The sequence below is a fragment of the Siphonobacter curvatus genome, from assembly GCF_002943425.1.
GTDB classification, from domain to species: Bacteria; Bacteroidota; Bacteroidia; order Cytophagales; family Spirosomataceae; genus Siphonobacter; species Siphonobacter curvatus.
Genome location: NZ_PTRA01000001.1, coordinates 3,012,589 through 3,035,637, shown reverse-complemented (window position 1 = coordinate 3,035,637; position 23,049 = coordinate 3,012,589). Strand labels below are relative to the sequence as shown.

Annotated in this window: 9 protein-coding genes; all 9 read right to left on the bottom strand. The window is 50.3% G+C overall.

What is annotated here, in order from left to right; all coding sequences use genetic code 11:
- Positions 1 to 75: 75 nt before the first annotated feature.
- Positions 76 to 2,451 (bottom strand): ABC transporter permease, encoded by a 2,376-nt coding sequence (locus C5O19_RS12620; protein ID WP_104712689.1) that lies wholly within the window; start codon positions 2,449 to 2,451, stop codon positions 76 to 78.
- Positions 2,452 to 2,568: 117 nt separating this feature from the next.
- Positions 2,569 to 4,971: an ABC transporter permease gene (locus tag C5O19_RS12615; RefSeq protein ID WP_165796012.1), complete on the bottom strand. Its 2,403-nt coding sequence runs from the start codon at positions 4,969 to 4,971 to the stop codon at positions 2,569 to 2,571.
- A gap of 59 nt (positions 4,972 to 5,030) precedes the next feature.
- On the bottom strand, positions 5,031 to 7,406 hold the full coding sequence (locus C5O19_RS12610; RefSeq protein WP_104712685.1) for an ABC transporter permease: 2,376 nt from the start codon (positions 7,404 to 7,406) through the stop codon (positions 5,031 to 5,033).
- 93 nt (positions 7,407 to 7,499) lie between these two features.
- Complete coding sequence (locus C5O19_RS12605; protein WP_104712683.1) at positions 7,500 to 9,929, bottom strand: ABC transporter permease; 2,430 nt, start codon at positions 9,927 to 9,929, stop codon at positions 7,500 to 7,502.
- Positions 9,930 to 10,152: 223 nt separating this feature from the next.
- On the bottom strand, positions 10,153 to 12,555 hold the full coding sequence (locus C5O19_RS12600) for an ABC transporter permease (RefSeq protein ID WP_104712681.1): 2,403 nt from the start codon (positions 12,553 to 12,555) through the stop codon (positions 10,153 to 10,155).
- A gap of 105 nt (positions 12,556 to 12,660) precedes the next feature.
- On the bottom strand, positions 12,661 to 15,054 hold the full coding sequence (locus tag C5O19_RS12595) for an ABC transporter permease (protein WP_104712679.1): 2,394 nt from the start codon (positions 15,052 to 15,054) through the stop codon (positions 12,661 to 12,663).
- A 249-nt stretch (positions 15,055 to 15,303) separates the two neighbouring features.
- On the bottom strand, positions 15,304 to 17,694 hold the full coding sequence (locus tag C5O19_RS12590) for an ABC transporter permease (RefSeq protein ID WP_104712676.1): 2,391 nt from the start codon (positions 17,692 to 17,694) through the stop codon (positions 15,304 to 15,306).
- Positions 17,695 to 17,809: 115 nt separating this feature from the next.
- Positions 17,810 to 20,209, bottom strand: a complete 2,400-nt coding sequence (locus tag C5O19_RS12585; RefSeq protein WP_104712674.1) for an ABC transporter permease — start codon at positions 20,207 to 20,209, stop codon at positions 17,810 to 17,812.
- 416 nt (positions 20,210 to 20,625) lie between these two features.
- Positions 20,626 to 23,037 carry an ABC transporter permease gene (locus C5O19_RS12580; RefSeq protein WP_104712672.1) on the bottom strand — a complete coding sequence of 804 codons (2,412 nt, stop codon included), beginning with the start codon at positions 23,035 to 23,037 and terminating at the stop codon, positions 20,626 to 20,628.
- Between the last annotated feature and the right edge of the window lie 12 nt (positions 23,038 to 23,049).

Below are 23,049 nucleotides of genomic sequence, written 5' to 3'. Positions count from 1 at the left end.
ATAAAGATGTCCATTTACGAACAGTCAACTGTTCGTAAATGGACAGGAATACCTATTCTAGGAATGGATAGCCAATTACTCGCTTTTCAAACTCCGTACCGGATTCATCAAAGCGGCATTAATCGCCTGGTAACTGACCGTGGCCAGCGTTATCAGCAGGGCTCCGAGACCAGCGGCGGCGAACACCCACCAGCTTAACTCGGAATGATATTCGTAGCGAGCCAGCCAGTTATTCATGAAGAAATACGCGATGGGTACGGAAAGGCCGAATGAAATCAGTACTAACCAGACAAAGTCTTTCGAGAGCATTCCCCAGAGATTGAATACCGAGGCACCGAGTACTTTCCGAACGCCAATCTCCTTAATCCGCTGCTCTGCGACGAAAGAGGCCAGTCCGAATAAGCCTAGGCAGGAAATGAAAATGGCCAGACAGGCAAAGAAGGTGGCCAGTTTCCCGACTCGCTCTTCGGAAGCAAATTTCCGGGCGTACTCTTCGCTCGAAAACTTGTAATCGAAGGGAGCATTCCGATCGTGCTTTTTGTAGATTTCTTCGATCTGGCTCAGGGCTTGCGTGGTGCTGACCGTTGGGCTGATCCTGATGGTGATGATACCCGACCAACTGGGGTTAAAAGTGAAAATGGTCGGCATCGCGGCCTTATACGGCGAAGTCATCATGACGTTTTTGATGATTCCGACCACGGTATAGTCTTTGCCGTTCCATTTGATGGTTTCACCAACCAGATTTTTCTTGCCAATGTAAGCCGCCGCTGCTTCGTTGAGAAGAAAGGCGGAGGAGTCTGTAGCAAAGGCGTCCGAGAAATCACGACCTGCGGTAAACTGTAGACCCATCGTTTTTCCATAGCCCGAGCTGACGGCTACAATACCGAATAAGGCCTGTTTATTGGGGTCCTTTCCCTTCCAGTCGAATCCAATCTGGTTGGAATACAGATCCGTAATGGGACTGGAGGATTTGGTAACGCTGGCCACGACTCCACTGCCCAGCAGTTCGGTACGGAAGGTTTCGTAGTTTTTGCGAATATCTTCGGTATTCATGGTCAAGGTGATAAGCCCGTCCCTTGAGAAGCCAATGGGTCGATTTTTGGCAAACTGAATCTGCCGGAACACGATGATCGTTCCGATGATGAGGGTTACCGAAACGGTAAACTGAATGACGACCAGCACTTTTCGGGGTAGCGAGGCATACCGTCCCACGCGAAAGGTACCCTTGAGTACCTTGACGGGCTCAAAGGAGGATAAATAAAAGGCCGGATAGCTTCCCGCAATGAAACCCGTGAAGAAGGTAAAACTTAGCCCAATGAGCCAAAAGATCGGATTGCTCCAGGGGATCGATAAATGCTTACTGGCCAGATCGTTAAAAAGGGGTAGCGAACTCTCCACCAGAAAGATAGACAGAATAAAGGCCAATAGGGCAACCAGCAAGGATTCGCTCAGAAACTGACCGATCAGTTGCGGGCGTAGCGAGCCGATGGCTTTACGGATACCCACTTCTTTGGCACGTTTCTCGCTGCGGGCCGTACTCAGGTTCATGAAATTGATGCAGGCCAGCAGGAGTACAAAAGCCCCGATGATCCCAAACAGCCAGACAAACTCAATACGCCCCCCCGTAATGACGCCTTCCTTGAATTCGGAGTATAGGTGCCACTTCGACATGGGGTGCAGGAAAATTTCCGGTTTAGCCGCATCCTTGGGATCGTGACGCAGCTTCATGTACTTAATTTTAGCCGAAACCTGATCGAAATCGGCGTTGGGCTGTAACATGGCGTAGGTCTGGAAGGAATTGTTATTCCATTCCTGTTCGCTCCGTTTCACCCAGGGTTCTACGGTTAAGTACAGTTCCCAGGGCAGTAAATAGGAAACATCTGCCAGTTCCGTATTGGCGGGCAGGTCTTCGTAAACGCCGGTTACTTTTACTTCCGTCTGATTATCGCACTTGACGATTTTATTGATCGGATCTTCTTCTCCAAACAACGCTTTCGCTACGGATTCGTTGAGGAGAATCGAATGGGGATCCCGCAGTCCCTGTAAGGACCCTTTCACCATGTGCAAGGAAAACATCGTCGGGGCATCGGCTCCGATGTAATTTCCTTTTTTAGTAAACTTGTTGTCTTTGTAAGCCAGAATGTGATCGAAGGTCCAGGAGCTGGGCACTACATATTTGAAGTCGGGATACTTGGCTCTCAGTTCCAGGTGCAGCGGGACTGGCACGGCGGTCTGCGTTCCCTTGCGACCATCCCAGGTCTGGTGCTGCATCACCTGAGCAATGCGATCGTAATTTTTGTGGTAGCGGTCGAACGTCAGTTCATCCCAGATCCAAAGCCCAATCAACAGCGTAACCGCCATGCCCGTAGCCAGTCCGACGATGTTGATGAGCGAGTAGGCCTTATTCTTCAGTAAGGCACGAATAGCGACTTTAAAGTAGTTACGAAGCATAGGGTAGGGAGCAGGAGTGAAGAAGAAAATCCGGTCATTCCTTCCAAAGATGATAAAGTCGCCTTTGGCGTTGCATACCCTTTCAAATACTGTATCCTTTCTCGAAGAATAAACCCACTACTCTGATTTTAAACTTTTGATTGGATTGGCCGTAGCCGCCCGGAACGATTGGTAACCGACGCTCACGAGGACAATCCCTGTGGTTACTATGAGTGAGAGAGCGTAAATTCCCCAACCCAGCTGGATCTTGTAGGTATAGCCGTTCAGCCACTGAGACATCGCCCACCAACCAACGGGAGCGGCTACCAGAAAAGCTACAATAATCAAGCGACTGAATTCAATACCAAATAGCGTTAGAATTTGCGGAATACTGGCTCCGAGTACTTTACGTACACCAATTTCTTTGGTTTTATGAGCTACCATGAAACTGACCAGTCCATACAAGCCCAGGCATCCAATGAAAATGGCGATGCCGGCAAAAAACTGGATGCAGGCCAGGATCATTTCTTCGGCGATGTAGAATCGGGTCAGCTGTTCATCCAGCTCATAAGGCTGGTACAAATAATCAGGAAAGGTTTCTTCCCAGAGTTGCTCTACGGAATGCAGGGTTTCAGTTACCGTCCGTGGATTGATTCTCAGTCCACAGGCCGCATAACTATTGGTACGGGGAAAGAGAATGACGGGCTGGATTTCCGATCTCGCCGCCCGGTTATACCAGTCCTTGACCACCCCGTAAATGGGAGCGGTGCGGCCCCAGACTTCCAGACTTTTACCCACCACGTCTTCCGGTTTCAAACCCAGACGACGGACGTACGTTTCATTGACCAGATACCCTCTGGCGGTATCGGATTCGGGAAAGTTATGGCCAGCGACCAATGTCAACCCAAAGGTTTCCAGGTAATGGCTGTCGGCGGGCTTCGTGTTGGCTGACCAGCTCTCTTCCTCCTGCCGCTGATCAAACCGATGGTTGTTATTACTGTTGGTCGTAGAAGCTGGCGGGCTACTACAAAAGCTGATGGCTTCAATGCCCGGCAGTTGGGCTAATTGGTTGCGAAAGGTGGGTACGTGCGTTTGCTCCGGAATATTGATTATGCTCAGGGTCGAAGTGGTAAAACCCAGCGAGGTACGTTGGAAAAAACGCATCTGCTGCATCACGACCAGGGTACTGATGAGCAGGATTTGGGTGATGATAAATTGTACCACCACCAGACTCCGCCGGATGGACATACCGCCTACCTGTTGGGAAGATACCTGTCCTTTCAACGCCTGAACGGGTTTGAAACCCGCCAGTACAATCCCGGGATACGAGCCGGAGAGCAGTACCACCACCAAGCCAATCCCGAACAGAAATAGCCACAATTGTCCGTCAGCCAGTGGATTCGTGTGGGTAAACAACGGAAAGGGCATCCCCGCATTCGTAGCCCATTGATTCAGGACGGGTAAGCTGAGTTCGGCAACCAGGGCGGACAGGAATAACGAACAAGACGTGATAACAACGGTTTCGGCCATAAATTGTCCGAATAACTGGAGTTTCGTACCCCCAATAACTTTCCGGACGCCTACTTCTTTGGAACGTTTGAGGGCCTGAGCCGTCGCTAGATTCACGAAGTTAATACAGGCCGTTCCGACCAGAAATAAACCGACCAAGCCCAAAGCCCAAAGGTGCGTAGAGGTTAGCCCCCGCCCGTATTTTTCGGAGAAATGGATCGTAGCAAAAGGTACAACGGGATGGTTCCAGTGGGCAGCCTCAGTAGTGTGATACTTTTTGATGAACGCGGGTAGGGCCCTTTCCAGTCGTTGGGGGCTAACCCCTGCTTTGAGGGTGAGCAGGCAAGTGGTACTCGAACTAAAACCCGACCAGTTATCGAGGCCACTGCGGGCATACCCCGGATTATTCTTGAGGGTAGCCAGGGAAACAAAAAGCTCCTGCCGCCGATCCGTGTTGTCGGGAATGTTTTCCAGGATGCCCGTTACGCTCAGGTCCAGGTCATTGTTCATCCGAATGACCTTGCCGAGAGCTTCGGATACAGAGCCGAAATACTTCTCGGCTACTTTACGCGTGAGCACGACCGCGTTCGGTTCCTGCAAGGCTGTTTTAGGTTGTCCCGCTAGCCATTGGTAATCCAGAATGTTGAAATACGAAGGTTCGGTAAAGCACAGCGACTGGGCCTCATTGAATTTCTTTTTTCCTTCCGCCCCGGGTACGGCAATCAAGGCATTGTAAACGCCCGAGACAAGGGCCACGTCATCGAAGAACGAAAAATCCTGCCGTAGGGCCTGGGCGAGGGGAAAGGGAACGCCCGGATCATCGTTGATTCCGTCTACCCTGGTTTGCGTAGTGATTTGATAGGTACGATCAATCTTGCTATGATACTGGTCGAAGCTAAGGTGAAACTTGATCAGCAGAAAGACGAGTACGCCACAAGACAGCCCCAGGGTAAGCCCCCAGATATTCAGCAGCGTATAGCCCTTATGCCGTAGTAAGGTACGGTACGCGACGAGGAAGTAATTTTTTAGCATGATCGTTAAGGGGGGGCACGCTGACAGAGTATAAACCATCCCGTCAGCGTGGGTGTACGTTATTCGGATTTCAGACTCTTCACCGGATTAATCAAAGCCGCCGATAAGGCCTGATAACTCACGGTCAGTACGGTAATCACCAGAGCCCCCAGACCCGCGGCGAAGAAAATCCAACCGGAGATGTTCGTCCGATACTCGTAGTGGTCCAGCCAGTTGTTCATGAAATAATACGCAAGGGGCACGGACAGAAGGCAAGAAAGCAAAACCAAGGTTACGAATTCTTTCGACAATAGCTGCCATAGATTGAGTACGGAAGCTCCCAGGACTTTCCGAATGCCAATTTCCTTGGTTCGCTGTTCGGCTACGTAGGAGGCCAGTCCAAATAAACCCAGGCAGGAAATGAAAATGGTGAGTCCGGCAAAGAAGGAAGTAAGCTGACTAATGCGGTCTTCCGTGGCAAATTTCCGGGCGTACTCTTCGCTGACAAATCGATAATCGAACGGACTTTCTGGATTGTATTTTCGAAATACCTGCTCGATGGCGGCCAGCGACGTACGCATGGGTAGCTTCGGATTAATCCGGATGTTGATGTAATTGACCCAGCCGTAATCCAGCGTATACAGGGTGGGGCGGGCGGCACTAAAGGGCGAATCCATCACCATATCCTTAATGACGCCGATGATTTGATAGGTTTTTCCACCTTTCTGAAGCATTTCTCCGACGGGATGCTGAAAGCCGATTTGTTGAACAGCCGCCTCGTTGATCACTAGTCCGAGTGTATCCGTCGAATGGCTTCGGGAGAAATTACGGCCCTGTACAAACTGCCAGCCGATGGTAGAACCAAAATCATGGGTAACGGCGATGTAGGCAAACAGCGGTTTCGTGTTGGGATCTTTGCCTTTCCAGGTAAAATCAAAATTGACGGATTGTACCCGCGTGGGTGCACTGGAAGACTCGGACATCTCCAGTACAGCTCCGGTCTGAAATAGGTCATTCCGAATGGCGTCGTAGTGTCCGTACAGATCGGGCGTATTCATGGGTACAGCGATCAGTCCTTCCCGCGTATACCCGACGGGCCGCTCTTTGGCAAACGCAATTTGCCGGTACACGATGATGGTGCCAATGATCAGGGTGATGGAAATGGTAAACTGTACCATCACCAGGGCCTTGCGGGGCAAGGCTGAAAAACGTCCGGCCTGAAAGGTACCTTTCAGCACTTTGACCGGTTGGAAGGAAGATAAATAGAAGGCCGGATAACTACCCGCCAGCAGAGCCGTAATCAGGCAAAAGCCGAGCGTGATGCACCAGAAAACCGGATTGTCCCAGAGAATGGCTACCTGCTTATGGGCCAGTGCATTAAACCAGGGTAGAGCCAGTTCAACCAGTCCCAGACTTAGTACTAAAGCAATGAAAACCACCAGGAATGATTCGCTGAGAAACTGGCTGATCAACTGCGTGCGTACCGAGCCGATGGCTTTTCGAATGCCTACTTCCTTGGCTCGTTTTTCACTGCGGGCCGTACTCAGATTCATAAAATTGATACAAGCCAGTAGTAGAATGAAGAAGCCAATCAACCCAAACAGCCAGACGTACTGAATGCTGCCACCCGTGTTGACGCCGTTCTTGAATTCTTCGTACAGATGCCATTTTGCCATCGGATGCAGAAAAACTTCCGGGCGAGAAGTTTGCCGGGTTTTTACGGCCAACAGGGGTTTGAGTTTAGCCGAAACCTGATCCAGTTGAGCCTGGGGGCTGAGTTGTACAAACACCTGGAAGGAGTATTCCTGCCAGTCAGTTAGATTTCGTTTCACCCAATCTTCGCTGGAAACGTATAAATCCCAAGGTAAAAGGAAGGTCAGGTTATGGAAGGAAGTATTGGAAGGCAGATCTTCGTAGACCCCGCTCACCTTTACCGATAGTTGGTTATCAATCTTAATCACCTGTTCCATCGGATCCCTGGTACCGAAAAGGGCTTTGGCCAGGGATGCGGAAAGCAGGATGGAAGAAGGATTTGCCAATCCCTTCCGGCTGCCCGCCAGCATTCGTAGACTCAGCAAGTCCGGGGCATTGGGTTCCATAAAACTACCGTCGGACTTCAGTTTTTTCGTCCCCGATGAAAGGACGTGATCATCATTCCAGGAAGAAAGAACCACGTGTTTGAAGTCCGATCCGTAGGTGTTACGCAGCTCCGCCGCCACGGGAATCGATACGGCAGGCCAGGTCTCTTTTTGTTGTTGAAGGGTCTGGTGCTGCATAACCTGAGCAATGCGGTCGTACTGCTCGAAGGAGCGATTAAACGAAAGTTCGTCCCAGACCCAAAGTCCAATCAACAGTGTTACCGCCATACCAATGGCCAGTCCCATGATATTGACCACGGAGTATAATTTGTGCTTGAACAGATTTCGTAAAGCGACTTTGATGTAGTTGCGTAGCATAACTTGTTGATTGCGGTGGAGCGAACCCACCCGTCTGTCAAACGTGAACGAACCTCTTCTTTAGGAACCGTAGAATGGAACAAAACAGCCCTGCTATTCGGATTTCAAACTCTTCACCGGATTGACTAAAGCAGCTTTTATACTCTGGACACTCACCGTAAGCAGGGCAATGCTCAAGGCTAATGCACCCGCCAGAACAAAGACCCACCATTCCAGCGAAATACGGTAGGCAAACTGTTGTAACCATTCGTGCGTAACGTATCCAGCCAGCGGAATCGCCAGTAGAAAGGCCAGGCCTACCAGTTGGAGGAACTCTTTGGAAAGCAGGGCAAGGATACTGCCTACCGAAGCTCCAAGTACTTTCCGTACGCCAATCTCTTTGGTACGTTGTTGGGTGGTAAACGTAACCAGACCAAACAGACCGAGACAGGCCACAAAAATGGTCAGCCCCGCAAAGACGCTCAGGAGCGTACCCGTTTTTTGTTCGATTTGATAAGTGTTCGAGAAACGATCATTTAAAAACGAATAGCTGAAAGGTACCTCGGCGTGGTACTGGCTCCAAACCTGCTGCATGGTTCGCAGTAACCCGGCCACATCGCCCGCTTTGGCTTTGACGATCAGGGTACCACCCGATTGGGCCTGAACCATTACCAGGGGTGTGATGAGTTCGTGCAGGGACCGGAAGTGAAAATCTTTGACTACGCCAATGACGTGGTAGGTGCTGCGGTGGCCGTTGTTGCTATGGGTGGCTAAGGTTCTGCCCAGTACATTCCCGGTCCAGCCCATCGAGCGAACGGCCGTTTCGTTGAGAAGAATACCCGTAGAATCGGTAGCAAATCGAGGAGAAAAATTGCGTCCGGCTGCGATCCGGATGTTTAAAGTGGGAATATAGGCTTCGTCTATGTCGTAACGAAGGGTTTTAACGAGTAGGCCGGGATTCGTTTCCGGCGAAAGGAAAAAATTATTGTTACTACTTGGCCCAGCGGGTAAATATACCGAAGCACTTACCGACTGTACCCTAGAATCCTGGAGTAACCGTTGTCGAAACGCGGATTCGTTCGAACCTAAAGCCCAGGTTTCGGGCAGTACAATCACCTCATCTTTGTTATACCCCAGCTCCTTATGCTGAATGTAGGAAAGCTGGCGATAGACTACGGTAGTAGCGATGATTAAGGCAATGGAAACGAAAAACTGAAACACGACCAGACTACTCCGGAAATGAATACTTCCCTTCGAAGTTTTGATCTGGAACCCGCCACCTTTCAGTACCGCCATCGGCTGGAAAGAAGACAGAAAAAAAGCGGGATAACTGCCTGCCGCTACACCCACCAGCAAACCCAGCACCAGTAAACCTATGAACAGCAGCGGATGCGTGAAGAAGGGGAAACTCAGGTGTTTGCCGGCTAGTTCGTTGAAAGCGGGTAGAGTCAGATCAACCAGCAAAAGTGAAAGAAACAGGGCCAGTCCCGTGAGCAGAATGGATTCGAACAGAAACTGTTTCATGAGTTCGGACTGCCCCGAACCCAGTACTTTCCGAATGCCCACCTCGCGACCCCGACGGGAAGCTCCCGCCGACGAGAGGTTCATGAAATTGATGCAGGCCACCAGTAACATGAGTCCGGCAATGATACTGGAAATGTACACCGTCTGAAGATTACCGGGGGCGGAGAGATCGTACGCAAAATCGGAACGCAGGTGTATGTCCGTTAACGGCTGTAGAAAGAGCCCAAGGGCATTTCCTTTGTTGCGAAATGTCTCGTAGGGCATGCCGAAAGCCTGTTCCAGTTGCGGGCCCATGTACCGGGAAACGATCGGCGGTAATTTCCGCTCCAGTTGGGTTACATCTGTGCCGGGCGTTAGGCGGAGGTAGGTGAAAAATTCGGAAGTTAGCCAGGTCGTAGACTGGGCTTCCGCAAGCCCCGACATGGAGGCCAGTATATCGACGTGGAAATGCGAATTCTTGGGCATATCCTGCATAACGCCCGTTACCTGATACGAAGATTTCCAGGCTTTAATTTCCAGTATCTTACCTATGGGATCGGCTTCGCCGAAGTAGTTACGGGCTACCGTTTCAGAAATGACTAGAGAGGAAGGTTTAATCAGGGCCGTTTTTGAATCGCCTTTGAGCAGCGGTAGCGTAAAGACCCGGAAAATATTGGAATCGGCGAAGGCCATCACACTCTCACGTAAGGACTTGCTTCCGTAGGAGATTAGCGGCGAACCCGCCAGGCGAAGACGCGTAGCTTCGGCTACTTCCGGAAAGCTGGCCTGAAGCGTACGGGCTACTGGAGGCATAACATGAGCCTCGTTGATACTGCCGCCTTCCGTTTTCCCTTTGAAAACTACCCGTACGATCTGGTCGGCACGCTCGTGAAAGCGGTCATAGCTCCATTCATCTACCACGTATAACATGATTAATATACAGGTAGCCAGACCTAAAGCCAATCCGGTAACATTGATGAGGGTGAAGGTCCGGTTCCGCAGCAGGTTCCGCCAGGCAACCAAAAAGTAGTTTCTAAGCATAAGACAGGTCGCTTTCAGTACATCCGGTTACTTTCAATAGTTGTGCCGTTGGATACTGTCTTTAGGTAACTGTCTGGTATAGAATGGTATACAATAGTAGGGGTGTTCGCTTTTGAACAGAGCATAGTTCGGAAACGAACAATGCAGTAAAGATTCAAAAGGAAAGGATGGCTTCGGAACGGGTAGAACACGAATCCCCAACCCGTCCCAAAAAGGAGCTAGCTTACTCTGATTTCAACGATTTTACCGGATTCGTGGTCGCGGCCCGGTACGATTGCCAGCTTACCGTGCACAGAGTAACCAATAGCGTGAGTAGCATGGCCCCAGCGTACGTTTGCCAACCCAAGTGAATTTTGTAGGTATAGCCTTCCAGCCAGTTCGTCATAATCCAGCCACCCAGTGGGGCCGCTACGACAAACGCCAGCAGGATGAGTCGTCCGAATTCGGTACCGAAGAGCGTCAGAATTTGGCCGACGCTGGCCCCGAGTACCTTGCGTACCCCGATTTCCTTGGTTTTCTGAGCGGACATAAAGCTGACCAGTCCGTACAAACCCAGACAGCCGATGAAGATGGCAATGAAGGAAAAGACGCGAACCAGATGCAGCATCAGCTGTTCGGTTTCGTAGGCTTTGGCAATGCGTTGGTCCAGAAACGACTGCTTGTAGATGTAGTCCGGAAAGGTCTCATTCCAAACGCTTTCAATGCCACCCAGGGTTTGGGGCAAATGAGAGCTGCGGACCTTCAGACCGACGTACTGATACGCCTTCGGGAACGGAAAAATGGTAACGGGTTCAATCCGGTTTTGTAAGGAAAGGTTATTCCAGTTTTTCACTACGCCCACAATCGGAGCTTTGAATCCCCAGAGTTCCAGCGATCGCCCGACGATCTCTTGCGGCTGCCGACCGAGCTTCTCGGCGTAAGCTTCATTGACGAGAAAGCCCCGAATGGAATCGCTTTCGGGTAAATTTGTACCTGCTACCAGTTTAAGTCCGTACGTTTGCAGGTACTGAGCATCGCCGCCTTTGGTATTGACATCCCAGATTTCTTCCTTCTGTCGGTTGTCAAAATGGTGGTTAGAGCGATTGTTGTTTCCACTCGTTGGAGGGGTTGTACTAAAACTGAGTTGCTCTACGCCGTTCACTTGCAAAAGCCGATTACGCAGCGTTTGCAGGTTGATCTGATCGGTCGTGGGAAGATTGACCAGTACAATCGAAGTGGGATCGTAGCCAATATCTTTTCCCCGGAAAAAATCCATTTGCTGCGTAACCACCAGCGTTCCAATGAGTAGCAGTTGGGTCAGCGTAAACTGAACTACTACCAAGCCTCGGCGAATGGACATGCCGCCCACTTGTTGCGTACTGATTTTTCCCTTTAAGGCCGCGACGGGCTGAAAACCCGCCAAAATGAGTCCCGGATACGAACCCGCTAATAGCGTTACGACGATCAGTAATACAGCCAGAAAAATCAGCAGTAGGGGATCGGAAAAAAGATCGAACGTACCGAGCAGATTCAGGTCCGAAGCCTGATGCACCCATTGACTCAGCACCGGAGCCAGCAATTCCACCATCAATACGGCAAAGGCAATGGCGGCCAGGGTAATGAGTCCGGTTTCGGCGATGAATTGCCAGAATAACTGTCCATTCGTGCCGCCCATCACTTTGCGAACGCCTACTTCCTTGGAACGTTTGAGAGCCTGGGCCGTCGCCAGATTCACGAAATTGATACAGGCCGTCAGTAGCAAAAAGAGACCAACCGAAGCCAGTGCGTACAGTTGCGTAACGGTAAGCTGCTCGTTGTATTCCGCTGAAAAGTGAAAATCGGTGAGGGGAATGAGCGGATGACGAATTTCCTGGTAATCATCTGGATGATACTTCTTTACAAACCCCTGGAGTGCCTGCTCAACGCTGGCCTGCGAAGTGCCTTCACGTAGTAAAACCAGACAATGGGTACGTGAACTAACGCCATCCCAGTCATCGAGTTTATACGCCACGTTGTTTTTGTAACCCCGTAGCGTAGCCCAGGAAACAAACAGTTCCTGCCGCTGATCCGTATTTTCGGGAATGTCGGCCAATACACCATTCACTTTCAGATCCAGATCATTGTTGATCCGCAGGTGCTTACCTATCGGGTTTGCCAAGCCAAAGTATTTTTCCGCCATTCGCCGCGTCATCACCACGGTATTGGGCTGATCCAACGCGTGCTTCGGGTTTCCTGCCAGCCATTGGTAATCCAGAATGTCGAAGTACGAAGGCTCGGCGTAGGTGAGCGTTTCTTCTTCCTCGAATTTCTTAAAAGGCCGGGAGTTGGGCACACTGACCAGGGTATTATACTGGAGGTAGGTTATCGCTACTTTTTCCAAAAAGGAATAGTCATTTCGCAGGGCCTGCCCCAGGGGGAGCGGTACGCCCGACTGGTACTCCGTGCTCTCTCCGCTGAATTCCGTTACCACCCGATACGTGCGATCTTTCTTGGTATGATAGGTATCAAAGCTGAACTGAAACTTCAGGACCTGAAAAATCAGCACGGTACAGGTAAGGCCCAGACCCAGTCCCAGGATATTCAGCAGGGCGTATCCCTTGTAGCGAAGCAAAGTTCGGTAGGCAACGAGGCAATAATTCTTTAACATTTTTGGATAGATAAGGATTAAGCAATGATCGCTTTGCTGAAGCTTTTCTAACAATTACTACTGAGACAAAGAGTTCGGGACAAGTGTAGATCAGGCATTCCTTCACTATTCCGACTTTAACGAACGTACCGGATTCGCCGTAGCGGCTCGGATCGCCTGCGTACTGATGGTCAGCAGGGCGATGAGTAGTGCCATCAGTCCGGCTCCGGCAAAGACCCACCAGTGCATTTCGATGCGATAGGCAAAGTCTTCAAGCCAGCGGTGCATGGCGTACCAGGCTAGCGGAAAAGCAACCAGAGCTGCAACGCCGACCAATAGCAGAAAATCTTTCGAAAGCATGCCGACGATATTCGGTACGCTGGCTCCCAGTACTTTCCGAATGCCGATTTCCTTGGTACGCTGTTCGGCGGTGAAGGTAACCAGGCCAAACAAGCCTAAACAGGCAATGAAAATGGTGAGGATCGTAAACGTGAGTAAAAGTTGGCCCTGCTTTTGCTCGCTTTCGTACTGGTGAGCAAAGTTCTGATCAAGAAAACTATATTCGAAATCACTGGCTGGATCGAATTGTCGATACACCGTTTGAATATAGGCCAGAGCCGCTTCCGTTTGTTCGGGACGAATGCGTACGTATAAGTTATCCTGCTGCGTACCCAAAGCCCGCTGAATCACCAGCGGCTCAATCGTATGCTGGAGGGAGTAGGTGTGGAAATCTTTGACGACGCCAATCACTTGAAAATTGAGTCGGGGACTTTCCGAATCTTCCGTATTGGCTTCCACGATTTTACCGATGGGATCTTTCCAACCCAGTTTCTTTACCAGTGTTTCATTCACCAGTACCGCTTGGGTTACGTCGGTCTCCCGGTTTTTATCAAAATTTCGACCCGCGACGAGTGGAATTTCCATCGTTGTCAGAAAATCTTCATCTGCGTCGAGCCGCTGCATCATCATGCTGGCATCCGAAACTTTTCCGGTGGTTTCAAAGTGGTATCCCCGCGAGCCGATATTGTTATTGCCAATGGGATTGCCAACCGCCGCCGCAGCCGTAATGAGGGGACTCTTCAGCAATTGCTCCTTAAGGGCTGAAATGTGCTTGCGTACGTCCATCTTATCGATGTGAAAGGACAAGATCTGCTCGCGGTTGAACCCCAGATCTTTCGTTGCGGTATAGTGCATTTGCTGGTAGATAACGGCCGAACCGACCAGCATACTAATCGTAATCACAAACTGGAACGTAACCAGCGACTGCCGGAATCGTTTGTTGGTGGCCGAACTCCCTAACTGTCCTTTCAACGCCGGAATAGTCCGGAAACCCGAAAGGAATAAGGCTGGGTACGTACCGCTGAGCAGACCCGTCAACAGACAAAAGAATACCAGAAAGCCGAAGCTGGGCAGGACGCCAAATTGCCAGAGGGAAAGCTCTTTCCCCGAAAACGTATTGAAAAAGGGTAATAGCAATTCCGTCAGCAGAATACCCAGAATTGCCGCAAACAAGCTCAGTAGCAGGGACTCGGCCAGAAACAAGCTTACTAGTTGGTTACGCTCCGAGCCAATGGCTTTCCGTACCCCCACCTCGCGTACCCGCAGCGAGGAACGGGCCGTACTTAAGTTCATGTAATTGATGGCCGCAATGAGCAGGACCAGTACGGCTACGATACTGAAGACCAGGACGTAGGTACTGTCGCCATTCGCACTCATTTCAAAACTCAGATGCGAATGTAAATGAATGTCCACCAGCGGCTGAAGATTGAGCTGGTAATTGACTTTGCCCATCTCTTGGAGTAAGTGGTCCGGGAAGAAACGTTGGATTTTTTTCTCGAAAGCTACGGCATCCGTATTCGGGCGAAGCAGTACGTATGTGTACAAGTTAAAGTTTTGCCAGCCGTCGGTAAAGTTAGCGGGCATGGAACGCAGGGCACTGAATTGCAGGTGGGAGTTCGTGGGAAGATCCTGCAGAACGCCCGTGATGACGTTGCCTAGATTATTTTCCAGGTATACCGTTTGGTTCAGGGCTTTTGCTGGATTACCGAAAAGCTTTGTCGCCAGCTGTTCCGTGATGACCAATGAGTTGGGCTTGCTTAAGGCCGTCTTCGGATCGCCGTACAGAAAAGGAAATTGAAAGACCTGGAATACGTTTCCATCCGTGAATATCATGTCATTGACTCTCAATTGAGTCTTGCCCCGTTGGATCAAACCGCCTCCTTCGGGAGCGAAGCGTACGGCCTGCTCGATTTCGGGATAATCTTTCTTCAGCGTTGGAGCATAGGGAGCGGAAGTAAGAGCGGTCTTAAACTGACCCGTCTCCCAACTGGCCTCGTGTGTTACGCGATAAATCCGATCCGAATTTTCGTGAAAGCGATCATAACTCAGCTCATCCGCTACGTACAACCCAATCATCCAGAAAGCAGCTAGCCCTACGGCCAGACCGAGCAGATTAATCACCGAAAAAATCTTGTTTTTCAGCAGATTACGAAAGGCGATTTTAAAATGATTTTTTAACATCGGTCGTAAGGGTTGTTGGTATGGGTTGACGTATGCTCGAAAGCTGCGTAGTTCGTTTCGTTTATTCGGTAATGGCGTATAGGAATGACTGGTAAGTGAAAGCTAACCTATCCGTTAGAAAAGTCGTGCCGATGAAAGAAAGGGAGTGTTAAAGCGCTGGTAATCAGTAATTAATATAAAAACAAGTGTTCGGAAGCGTACGACACATTGTACGCTTCCGAACAGCTTTCTTTAATTCCTTTGATTGAATTATTCCGATTTCAACGATTGAACTGGATTCATTAACGCCGCTCGGATGGCCTGATAGCTAACGGTGAGTAGGGTTACCGTTAGGGTAGCCAGAGCCGCCCCGGCAAAAATCCAGCCCGAGATGGCTACGCGGTATGCAAAGCCCTCCAGCCATCGGTGCATGGCCCAGGCAGCCAGGGGAAAAGCGAGTACCATCGCTAGCAGGGTAAGGCGGAGGAAGCCCCCCGACAGCAGTGCAATGATACTGGGAATCGAGGCTCCCAACACTTTCCGAATGCCGATTTCCTTGATGCGTTGCTGTACCATGAAAGACGTCAGCCCAAATAGTCCTAGGCAGGCTAAAATCATGGACAAGGACGTGAACAGTCGCATGACTTTCCCTAATTGAATTTCCGATTGATACATCGTATGGTAATGGTCGTCGAGGAAACGGTACTCAAAGGGCATATACGGAACGACCTGTTTCCAGCGGTTTTCGAGGAACGTTAGCGTTTCGGGGAGTCGATGGCCGCTCAGTTTAATCAGCAGTCGCCGGGCCCGTATTTCAGGAGACAGTACCAGGGGTTTGATGCTTTCGTGCAGTGATTCAAAATGAAAATCTTTGACCACGCCCTTCACTACGCCGGGACGTGTATCGTCCAGAAACATCCGTTTGCCAATGGCTTCCTGGGGTGACCAGCCGAGCTGGCGGGCCGCCCGTTCGTTGAGGATAAAGTGGTACTGACGTTGTTGCCAATCCGGAAAATCTACGTCTTTGATATCCTGAGCAGTAAAGTCCGAACCCGCTACGAGTTGCAAGCCCGTCGTTTTCAGGAAATCTTCATCTACGGAGTTGCCCGTCACCGGAATTTGCTCATTTGCCGCCATCGTCGCGGATCGCATGTTGAAACCGCTGTAAATGTTGATGGGGGAGGCCACGCAGCGGGTGATGCTCTGTACGTCCGGATTCGCCAGCAGTTCGTGTTTGATGGTTGAGAGGTTGTCCAGTGCTTTCCGGTTGAGCAGGACCTCGACGACATGATCGCGGTCGTAACCCAGTTTTTTCTCCTGAATAAAATTCAACTGATTCTGAATGAGCCAGGTGGCGACCAGCAGGAAAATCGAAATCGTAAACTGAAAGACAATCAGCGATTGCTGAAGCCATTGTCCCGAACGTGTATGCCGAAACGAGCCTTTCAGTACTTTGACGGGCTGAAATTTCGACAATACCAGGGCGGGGTAACTCCCCGCCAGCAGGCTCACTACCAGCGTAATCGTTACCAGAAACAGTAGAAAAGGCAGACTGTGCAGGCTGGCTCCGGTCAAGGATTTACCCGCCAGTTCGTTAAAATACGGGAGTACTACTAAAACCAAATCAAGGCTCAACGCCATGGCGATCAAGCAGGTAAGGACGGATTCGCCAATAAACTGCCAGAATAATTGTTCTTTCCCAGCCCCGATCACTTTCCGAACCCCTACTTCCTTAGCTCGCTCCATCGAACGGGCTGTACTCAGGTTGATGTACGTAAAGCAGACAATCAGCAGAATCAATAAGGCCACGCCCGCCAGTATGTACAGGTATACGATGGGCGTATTCGGAACGAAGCTGTCGTAGGGCGAGTGCAGGTGAATGTTCAGCAGGGGCTCCAGCCAGTAGGTTACACTGGCTCCCGAACCAGCCATTTCTTTCTTCATGAAGAGATGAATTTTGGCCTGTAAGGAAGCAAAGGCCTGTTCATCCCTGAGCAAAAGAAACGTGGTGTAATTGGCATTGAAATACGTATGCTCCTGATTGACGCCCAGTGAAGAAAAAGAGGCCAGAAAATCAGCGTGCAGCTGCGAAGAAGCGGGGTAATCTTTGATGACGCCCGTCACTTCGTACAACACCGTATCGGCTCCTGTGACCAGTACCTGACCGATGGGGTTGGCCTGCCCAAAATACCGGCGGGCCGTCGATTCGGTCAGTACAACTTTATGCGGACCATCCAGGGCTTTCTGAGGATTTCCCTGAATGAATTCAGCCTGAAAAATATCGAAAAACGTAGAATCGACGAAGTAGAAATGCTTTTCCGAGACCAGATGGTCTTGCTGGCGGACGGTCGTTAGTTCCTCAATCATCCGAACCGCCGCTTCTACTTCGGGGAAGGTGCGTTTGAAGACCGGAGCCACCTTGGTACTGGTCACGGGGGTTTGTTTCGTTTCCGGACTACTGTCGAATCGATAGTCCATTACCAGCCGGGCAATACGCGTACCCTTGGGCTGGAAGCGATCAAAACTAACCTCATACTGAATGTACAGGCCAATCAGCAGACAGCAGGTGAGCCCGATCGTTAAACCGAATACGTTGATAAACGTAGCGGTTTTGTTCTTCCAGAGGTTACGTACGGCTATTTTGAAATAATTACGAAACATGAGATGAATAGTTAATGGTTAGGGGTTGATCGTTGTTGGTGTAGAGGCAAATGAATTAGGAGCTTTCTCGGGAAGGCCTAATAACCAATAACCAACAACAATCAACTTGAAAACCCTACTCGCTTTTCAAACTCTTGGCCGGATTGGCCAGAGCGGCCCGGAAGGATTGCCAGCCCACGGTCAGGGCGGCAATAGCCGTGGTGAGCAGAATGGCAATAGCAAACGTCTCCCAGCCGATCGAAATCCGGTACGTGTATTCTTCCAGCCACTGCGACATCAGCCACCAACCCAGGGGAGCCGCGATGGCAAAGGCTACGAGAATCAGTCGGGCAAATTCTTTTCCAAACAGTCCTAAGATTTGAATCAAACTGGCCCCGAGTACTTTCCGAACGCCGATTTCCTTGGTTTTCTGAGCCGCCAGGAAACTGACCAGTCCGTACAGGCCCAGACAGCCGATAAAAATGGCGATGAACGAAAAGACCCGTATGATTTGCAACATCATCGATTCACTCTTGTACATTTTCGCAATACGCTCGTCCATGAACGATTGCTCGTAGAGGTGATTAGGATAGGTATCATTCCAAACGCTCTCCACGCCCGCCAGGGTACCGGACAAATCACGCGTGCTGACGCGGACGGCCCCGAATTTTTGGAAATCCCGGGCGGAGAATATCGCAATCGGACTGATTTCTTCCCGCAGGGACAAATTGTTAAAGTCTTTGATCACGCCTACGATGGGAGCCGATACGCCCCATACATCTAAATTCTGGCCAAGTACATCCTGAATTTTTAATCCTAATTTCTTAACGTAGGCTTCGTTGACCAGGTATTCCCGAGCCGTATCACTTTCAATAATGTTCCGACCAGCCAGCAATTTCAAACCAAACGTATTCGCATACGTATAGTCAGCTGGCTTGATTACCAGACTCCAGGGTTCAACCTCCGTGTGGGAGCCAAATCGATGGTTGGTGGAGAAATTAGTGGTAGACGTAGGCGGAGCCGCAAAAAAGGATACAGCTTCGACGCCGGGTACCTGTGTAAGACGATGCCGGAAGGTTTGCAGATTGGTCTGTTCGGGCGTCGGGTTGGGAATGACAATGATCGCCGAAGGGTCGTACCCAATGTCCTGGTTGCGGTAAAAACCCATTTGCTGGGTAATCACAATCGTACTAATAATTAACACCTGAGTGATGATGAATTGGACGATCACCAGACTGCGGCGTACGGATAAACCACCCACCTGCTGCGTATTGATTTTGCCCTTCAGTGCGGCTACGGGTTGGAAACCTGATAGGATCATACCCGGATAAAAGCCCGCCAGAAGGGTCACCATTAGTAATAAACCCAGTAAAAAAGCCCACAGGAGTGGTTCCTGAAAGAAGGAAAACGTACCCGTAAAATTGATACTCGTCTGATTTTTGATGGCTGCGTTCACCAAGGGAATCAGTACTTCGCTGAGGCCCAGAGCTACCACGATGGCGATGAACGTAATAAGTCCGGTTTCGGTAAGGAACTGACCGAAAAGCTGGGCTTTCGTACCGCCGATGACTTTGCGTACGCCTACTTCTTTGGAACGTTTAAGGGCTTGAGCCGTCGCCAGATTCACGAAATTGATGCAGGCCGTCAGTAACAGAAACAGGCCGATTGCCGCCAGTACGTAAAACATCGTATCCTTCGCTCCGCCGTAATTCGAATCAAAATGCATTCGTTTCAAAGGTACCAGTGGATAGGAGCCCTCTTTGGCCTCTTCGCCCAGGTATTTTTGACGGAATGCGGGCATCAGCTTATTCAAACGTTCGATGTCAGACTCATTTTTAAAGAGTACCAGACAGTTCGTACCGGAATTGGTCCAGCCCCAGTTATCGACCTCAATACCGTCCCATTGCTTGGGCATGGAAGCCCACGAAACGAACACTTCCAGGCGGCGGTCCGTATTCTCGGGAATATCCGCGAGGATGCCCGTCACCTTCAAATCCATGGTATTATCCAGGCGAATCACCTTTCCAACGGCCTGTTGTGTACCAAAGTATTTTTCGGCCATTTTCTGGGTGAGTACGACGGTGTTGGGAGCCGTCAGTTCCTTCGGCGAGCCCGCCAGCCACTGATAATCCAGAATATGGAAATAATCGGGTTCGACGAAACCAATGGATTTTTCTTCTTTGAATTTCTTCTGAATGGTACCCTTGCTGTCCGGAATGGTGATGAGGCGATTGCCTACGGCCATGAGGACCGACACGCGTTCCAGAAAGGCAAAATCGTTTCGCAGGGCTTTAGCGACGGGGGCGGGGACGCCGGACGAATGACTCACCCCATTTTCGTTCTTATTTTCCGTAGTCACCTGAACAATCCGGTCCGCGTTCGCGTGATAGCGATCGAAGCTGGTCTGGAATTTGATCACCTGAAAAATCAGGATGCTACAGGCAATGCCCAACGTCAGTCCAAGTACATTGAGTAGCGTATAGCCTTTGTACCGAAGCAGGGTGCGATAGGCGACCAGGAAGTAATTACGTAGCATGGGATTGATGGTTTGTCAGTTGATGGTTGGAAAGAGTTCGTATTGGTTTCTTCAAAAACTTCCAACGAGCTAAGCGGCTAACAACTTAGTAATGATGGATTAATGTATACAGCAAGAGATGTTCGCGATAGGACGGGGCCCGGTTTTATGCCGTCCATTCAGAAATCGGCAAACTTCAAACAAGCATTAATAATCAACTTCTGTTAGAAGAAGAAAACCCCTGCCGCCTGTGAGCCGCGGAATGCCCTACTACAGCCGCAATGCGATGACTTAAAGCGGGCTGTCGCCGCCATGGGAAGGCCCCCATGGAATGGTTAGGCATGGAGTGGACCAGCCTGGAAGGCTCACAGGCTACTAGCCAGCCGTCTCCAAAGGACGAACTCGGTCCGTTTAAAGCGACATAATTAACCCATCCTCTACTCACTCTTCAAACTCTTCGCCGGATTGGCCGTAGCTGCCCGGAAGGATTGCCAGCCGACGGTCAGGGTAGCAATGAAGGCCGTGGTGAAAATAGCCACCAGGAAGGTCGTCCAGCCAATGCTGATCCGATAAGTATAATCTTCCAGCCAGCCCGACATCACCCACCAGCCCAGCGGAGCGGCTACGACGAAGGCCAGTACCACCAGTTTGGCGAACTCTTTTCCAAACAAAGCCAGAATCTGAGCTACGCTGGCCCCCAGTACTTTACGAACCCCAATTTCCTTGGTTTTCTGAGCCGCCATGAAGCTGACCAGTCCGTACAGACCCAGGCAACCAATGATGATGGCGATGAAGGAAAAGACGCGAATCAGATTCAGAATCAGGTTTTCGGTTTGGTACGACTGAGCAATGCGTTGATCCAGGAAGGTCTGATCGTACAGGTGATCGGGATACACTTCATTCCAAAGCTGTTCGATTCCGGCCAGCGTTTGGGGGAGGTGAGCCGTACTGACCTTTAACGCTCCCGTGTAGTATAGGTTATGATCGGAGAACAAGACCACGGGTTGAATTTGATTGTGGAAAGAAAGGTTATTCCAGTCTTTGATGACCCCAGCGATGGGAGCAGTCCGGTCCCAAACGGTCATGTTACGCCCGACCACATCGGCGGGTTTCAGATTTCCACCCAGCCGTTTTACGTACGTTTCATTCACCATAAACGCACGCGTGGTATCACTTTCGGGAATGTTTTTACCGGCTACGAGTTTCAGACCAAAGGTTTGCAGGTAATGTGAGTCAATGGGTTTCGTATTAACGGACCATTTCTCGTCTTCCTGCCGGGTATCGAAGCGGTGGTTGGTATTGTTGTTGGAACTACTGGTGGGAGCATAGGACGAAAAAGAAACTTTTTCTACCCCTGGTATCTGCATGAACCGATGACGAAGGGACTCGGTGACTTTGTCCGGCGTGGGTAAATTCACCATGACAATCGCCGTAGGATCATAGCCAATATCTTTTCCCCGGAAAAAATCCATTTGCTGGGTAATCACGATGGTTCCGATGATGAGCAGTTGCGTCAACACAAACTGTACCATCACCAGACCCCGGCGTACGGATAAGCCCCCTACCTGTTGCGTACTAATTTTGCCTTTCAACGCTGCTACGGGCTGGAAACCCGCCAGTACCAGTCCAGGGTACGAACCCGAAAAGAAGGTAACCACTACGATCAGTACCAACAAGAACAAGAGCATGGGCAGGTCGGAGAAAAGCTGAAGGTTACCGAAAAGATTAAGCCCTGCCGTTTCGTACACCCAGTGGTTGACGCTGGGTAAAACCAGCTCGGTCAACAGTACGGCCAGAATAACGGAGCACAAGGTAATGAGTCCGGTTTCGGAAAGAAACTGAGCAAAAAGCTGTCCTTTCGTACCGCCGATGACTTTGCGGACGCCTACTTCTTTCGAACGTTTAAGGGCCTGAGCCGTTGCCAGATTCACGAAATTGATGCAGGCCGTCAGTACCAGAAACAGGCCAATAATCGTCAGAGCGTACAACTGACTTTTACTGATCTGGGCGTCAAAATCGAAGGCAAAGTGAGCGTCCTGAACGGAAATAAACGGATGAAACCACTCATTGCCTTCCTCGGGGTGATACTTGTTAATGAACTTCCGCATGGGCTTCTCCAACGTTTTTGGATCGACACCCGGACGCATCAGTACGAAACAATGCGTACTGGAATTAACTCCACCCCAGTTGTCGAGTCCTGCTCCGCCCGCTTTTTTATAATTTTTGAGCGTTTCCCAGGAGATAAACATTTCCTGACGCACGTCCGTATTTTCCGGAATATCCGCTAAAAGACCGCTTACTTTTAGATCCAGTTCATTGCCGACTTTCAGGCGTTTGCCGATCGGGTCTTCCGTACCGAAGAATTTGGTCGCCAGCTTTTTCGTGAGTACGACGCTGTTGGGTTGGGTCAGTGACAGTCGTGGGTTGCCATTGAGCCACTGGTAATCCATAATGCTGAAAAACTCGGGTTCCACGTAGGCAATAGAATGGTCTTCCTTAAATTTCTTGAGCGGACGTCCCTTGGCGTCGGGCACGGAAACCAGGATGTCGTGCTGATCGAAGATCATGGCCGTATGCTCGAAAAAAGAAAGGTCATTTCGAAGGGCTTTTGCCATGGGTGCAGGTACGCCACTCGAACGGCCTACCCCATCGGAATGCCACTCGGTCATTACCCGATAAATTCGGTCTTTCTGGGCGTGATACGCATCGAAACTAGTCTGGAACTTAAGAACCTGAAAGATCAGAATGCCACAGGTAAGGCCGAGGGTAAGGCCAATAACATTGAGTAGCGTATAGCCTTTATAACGCAGAAGGGTCCGGTAAGCGACGAGGAAGTAATTACGTAGCATAGCAAATCAGCG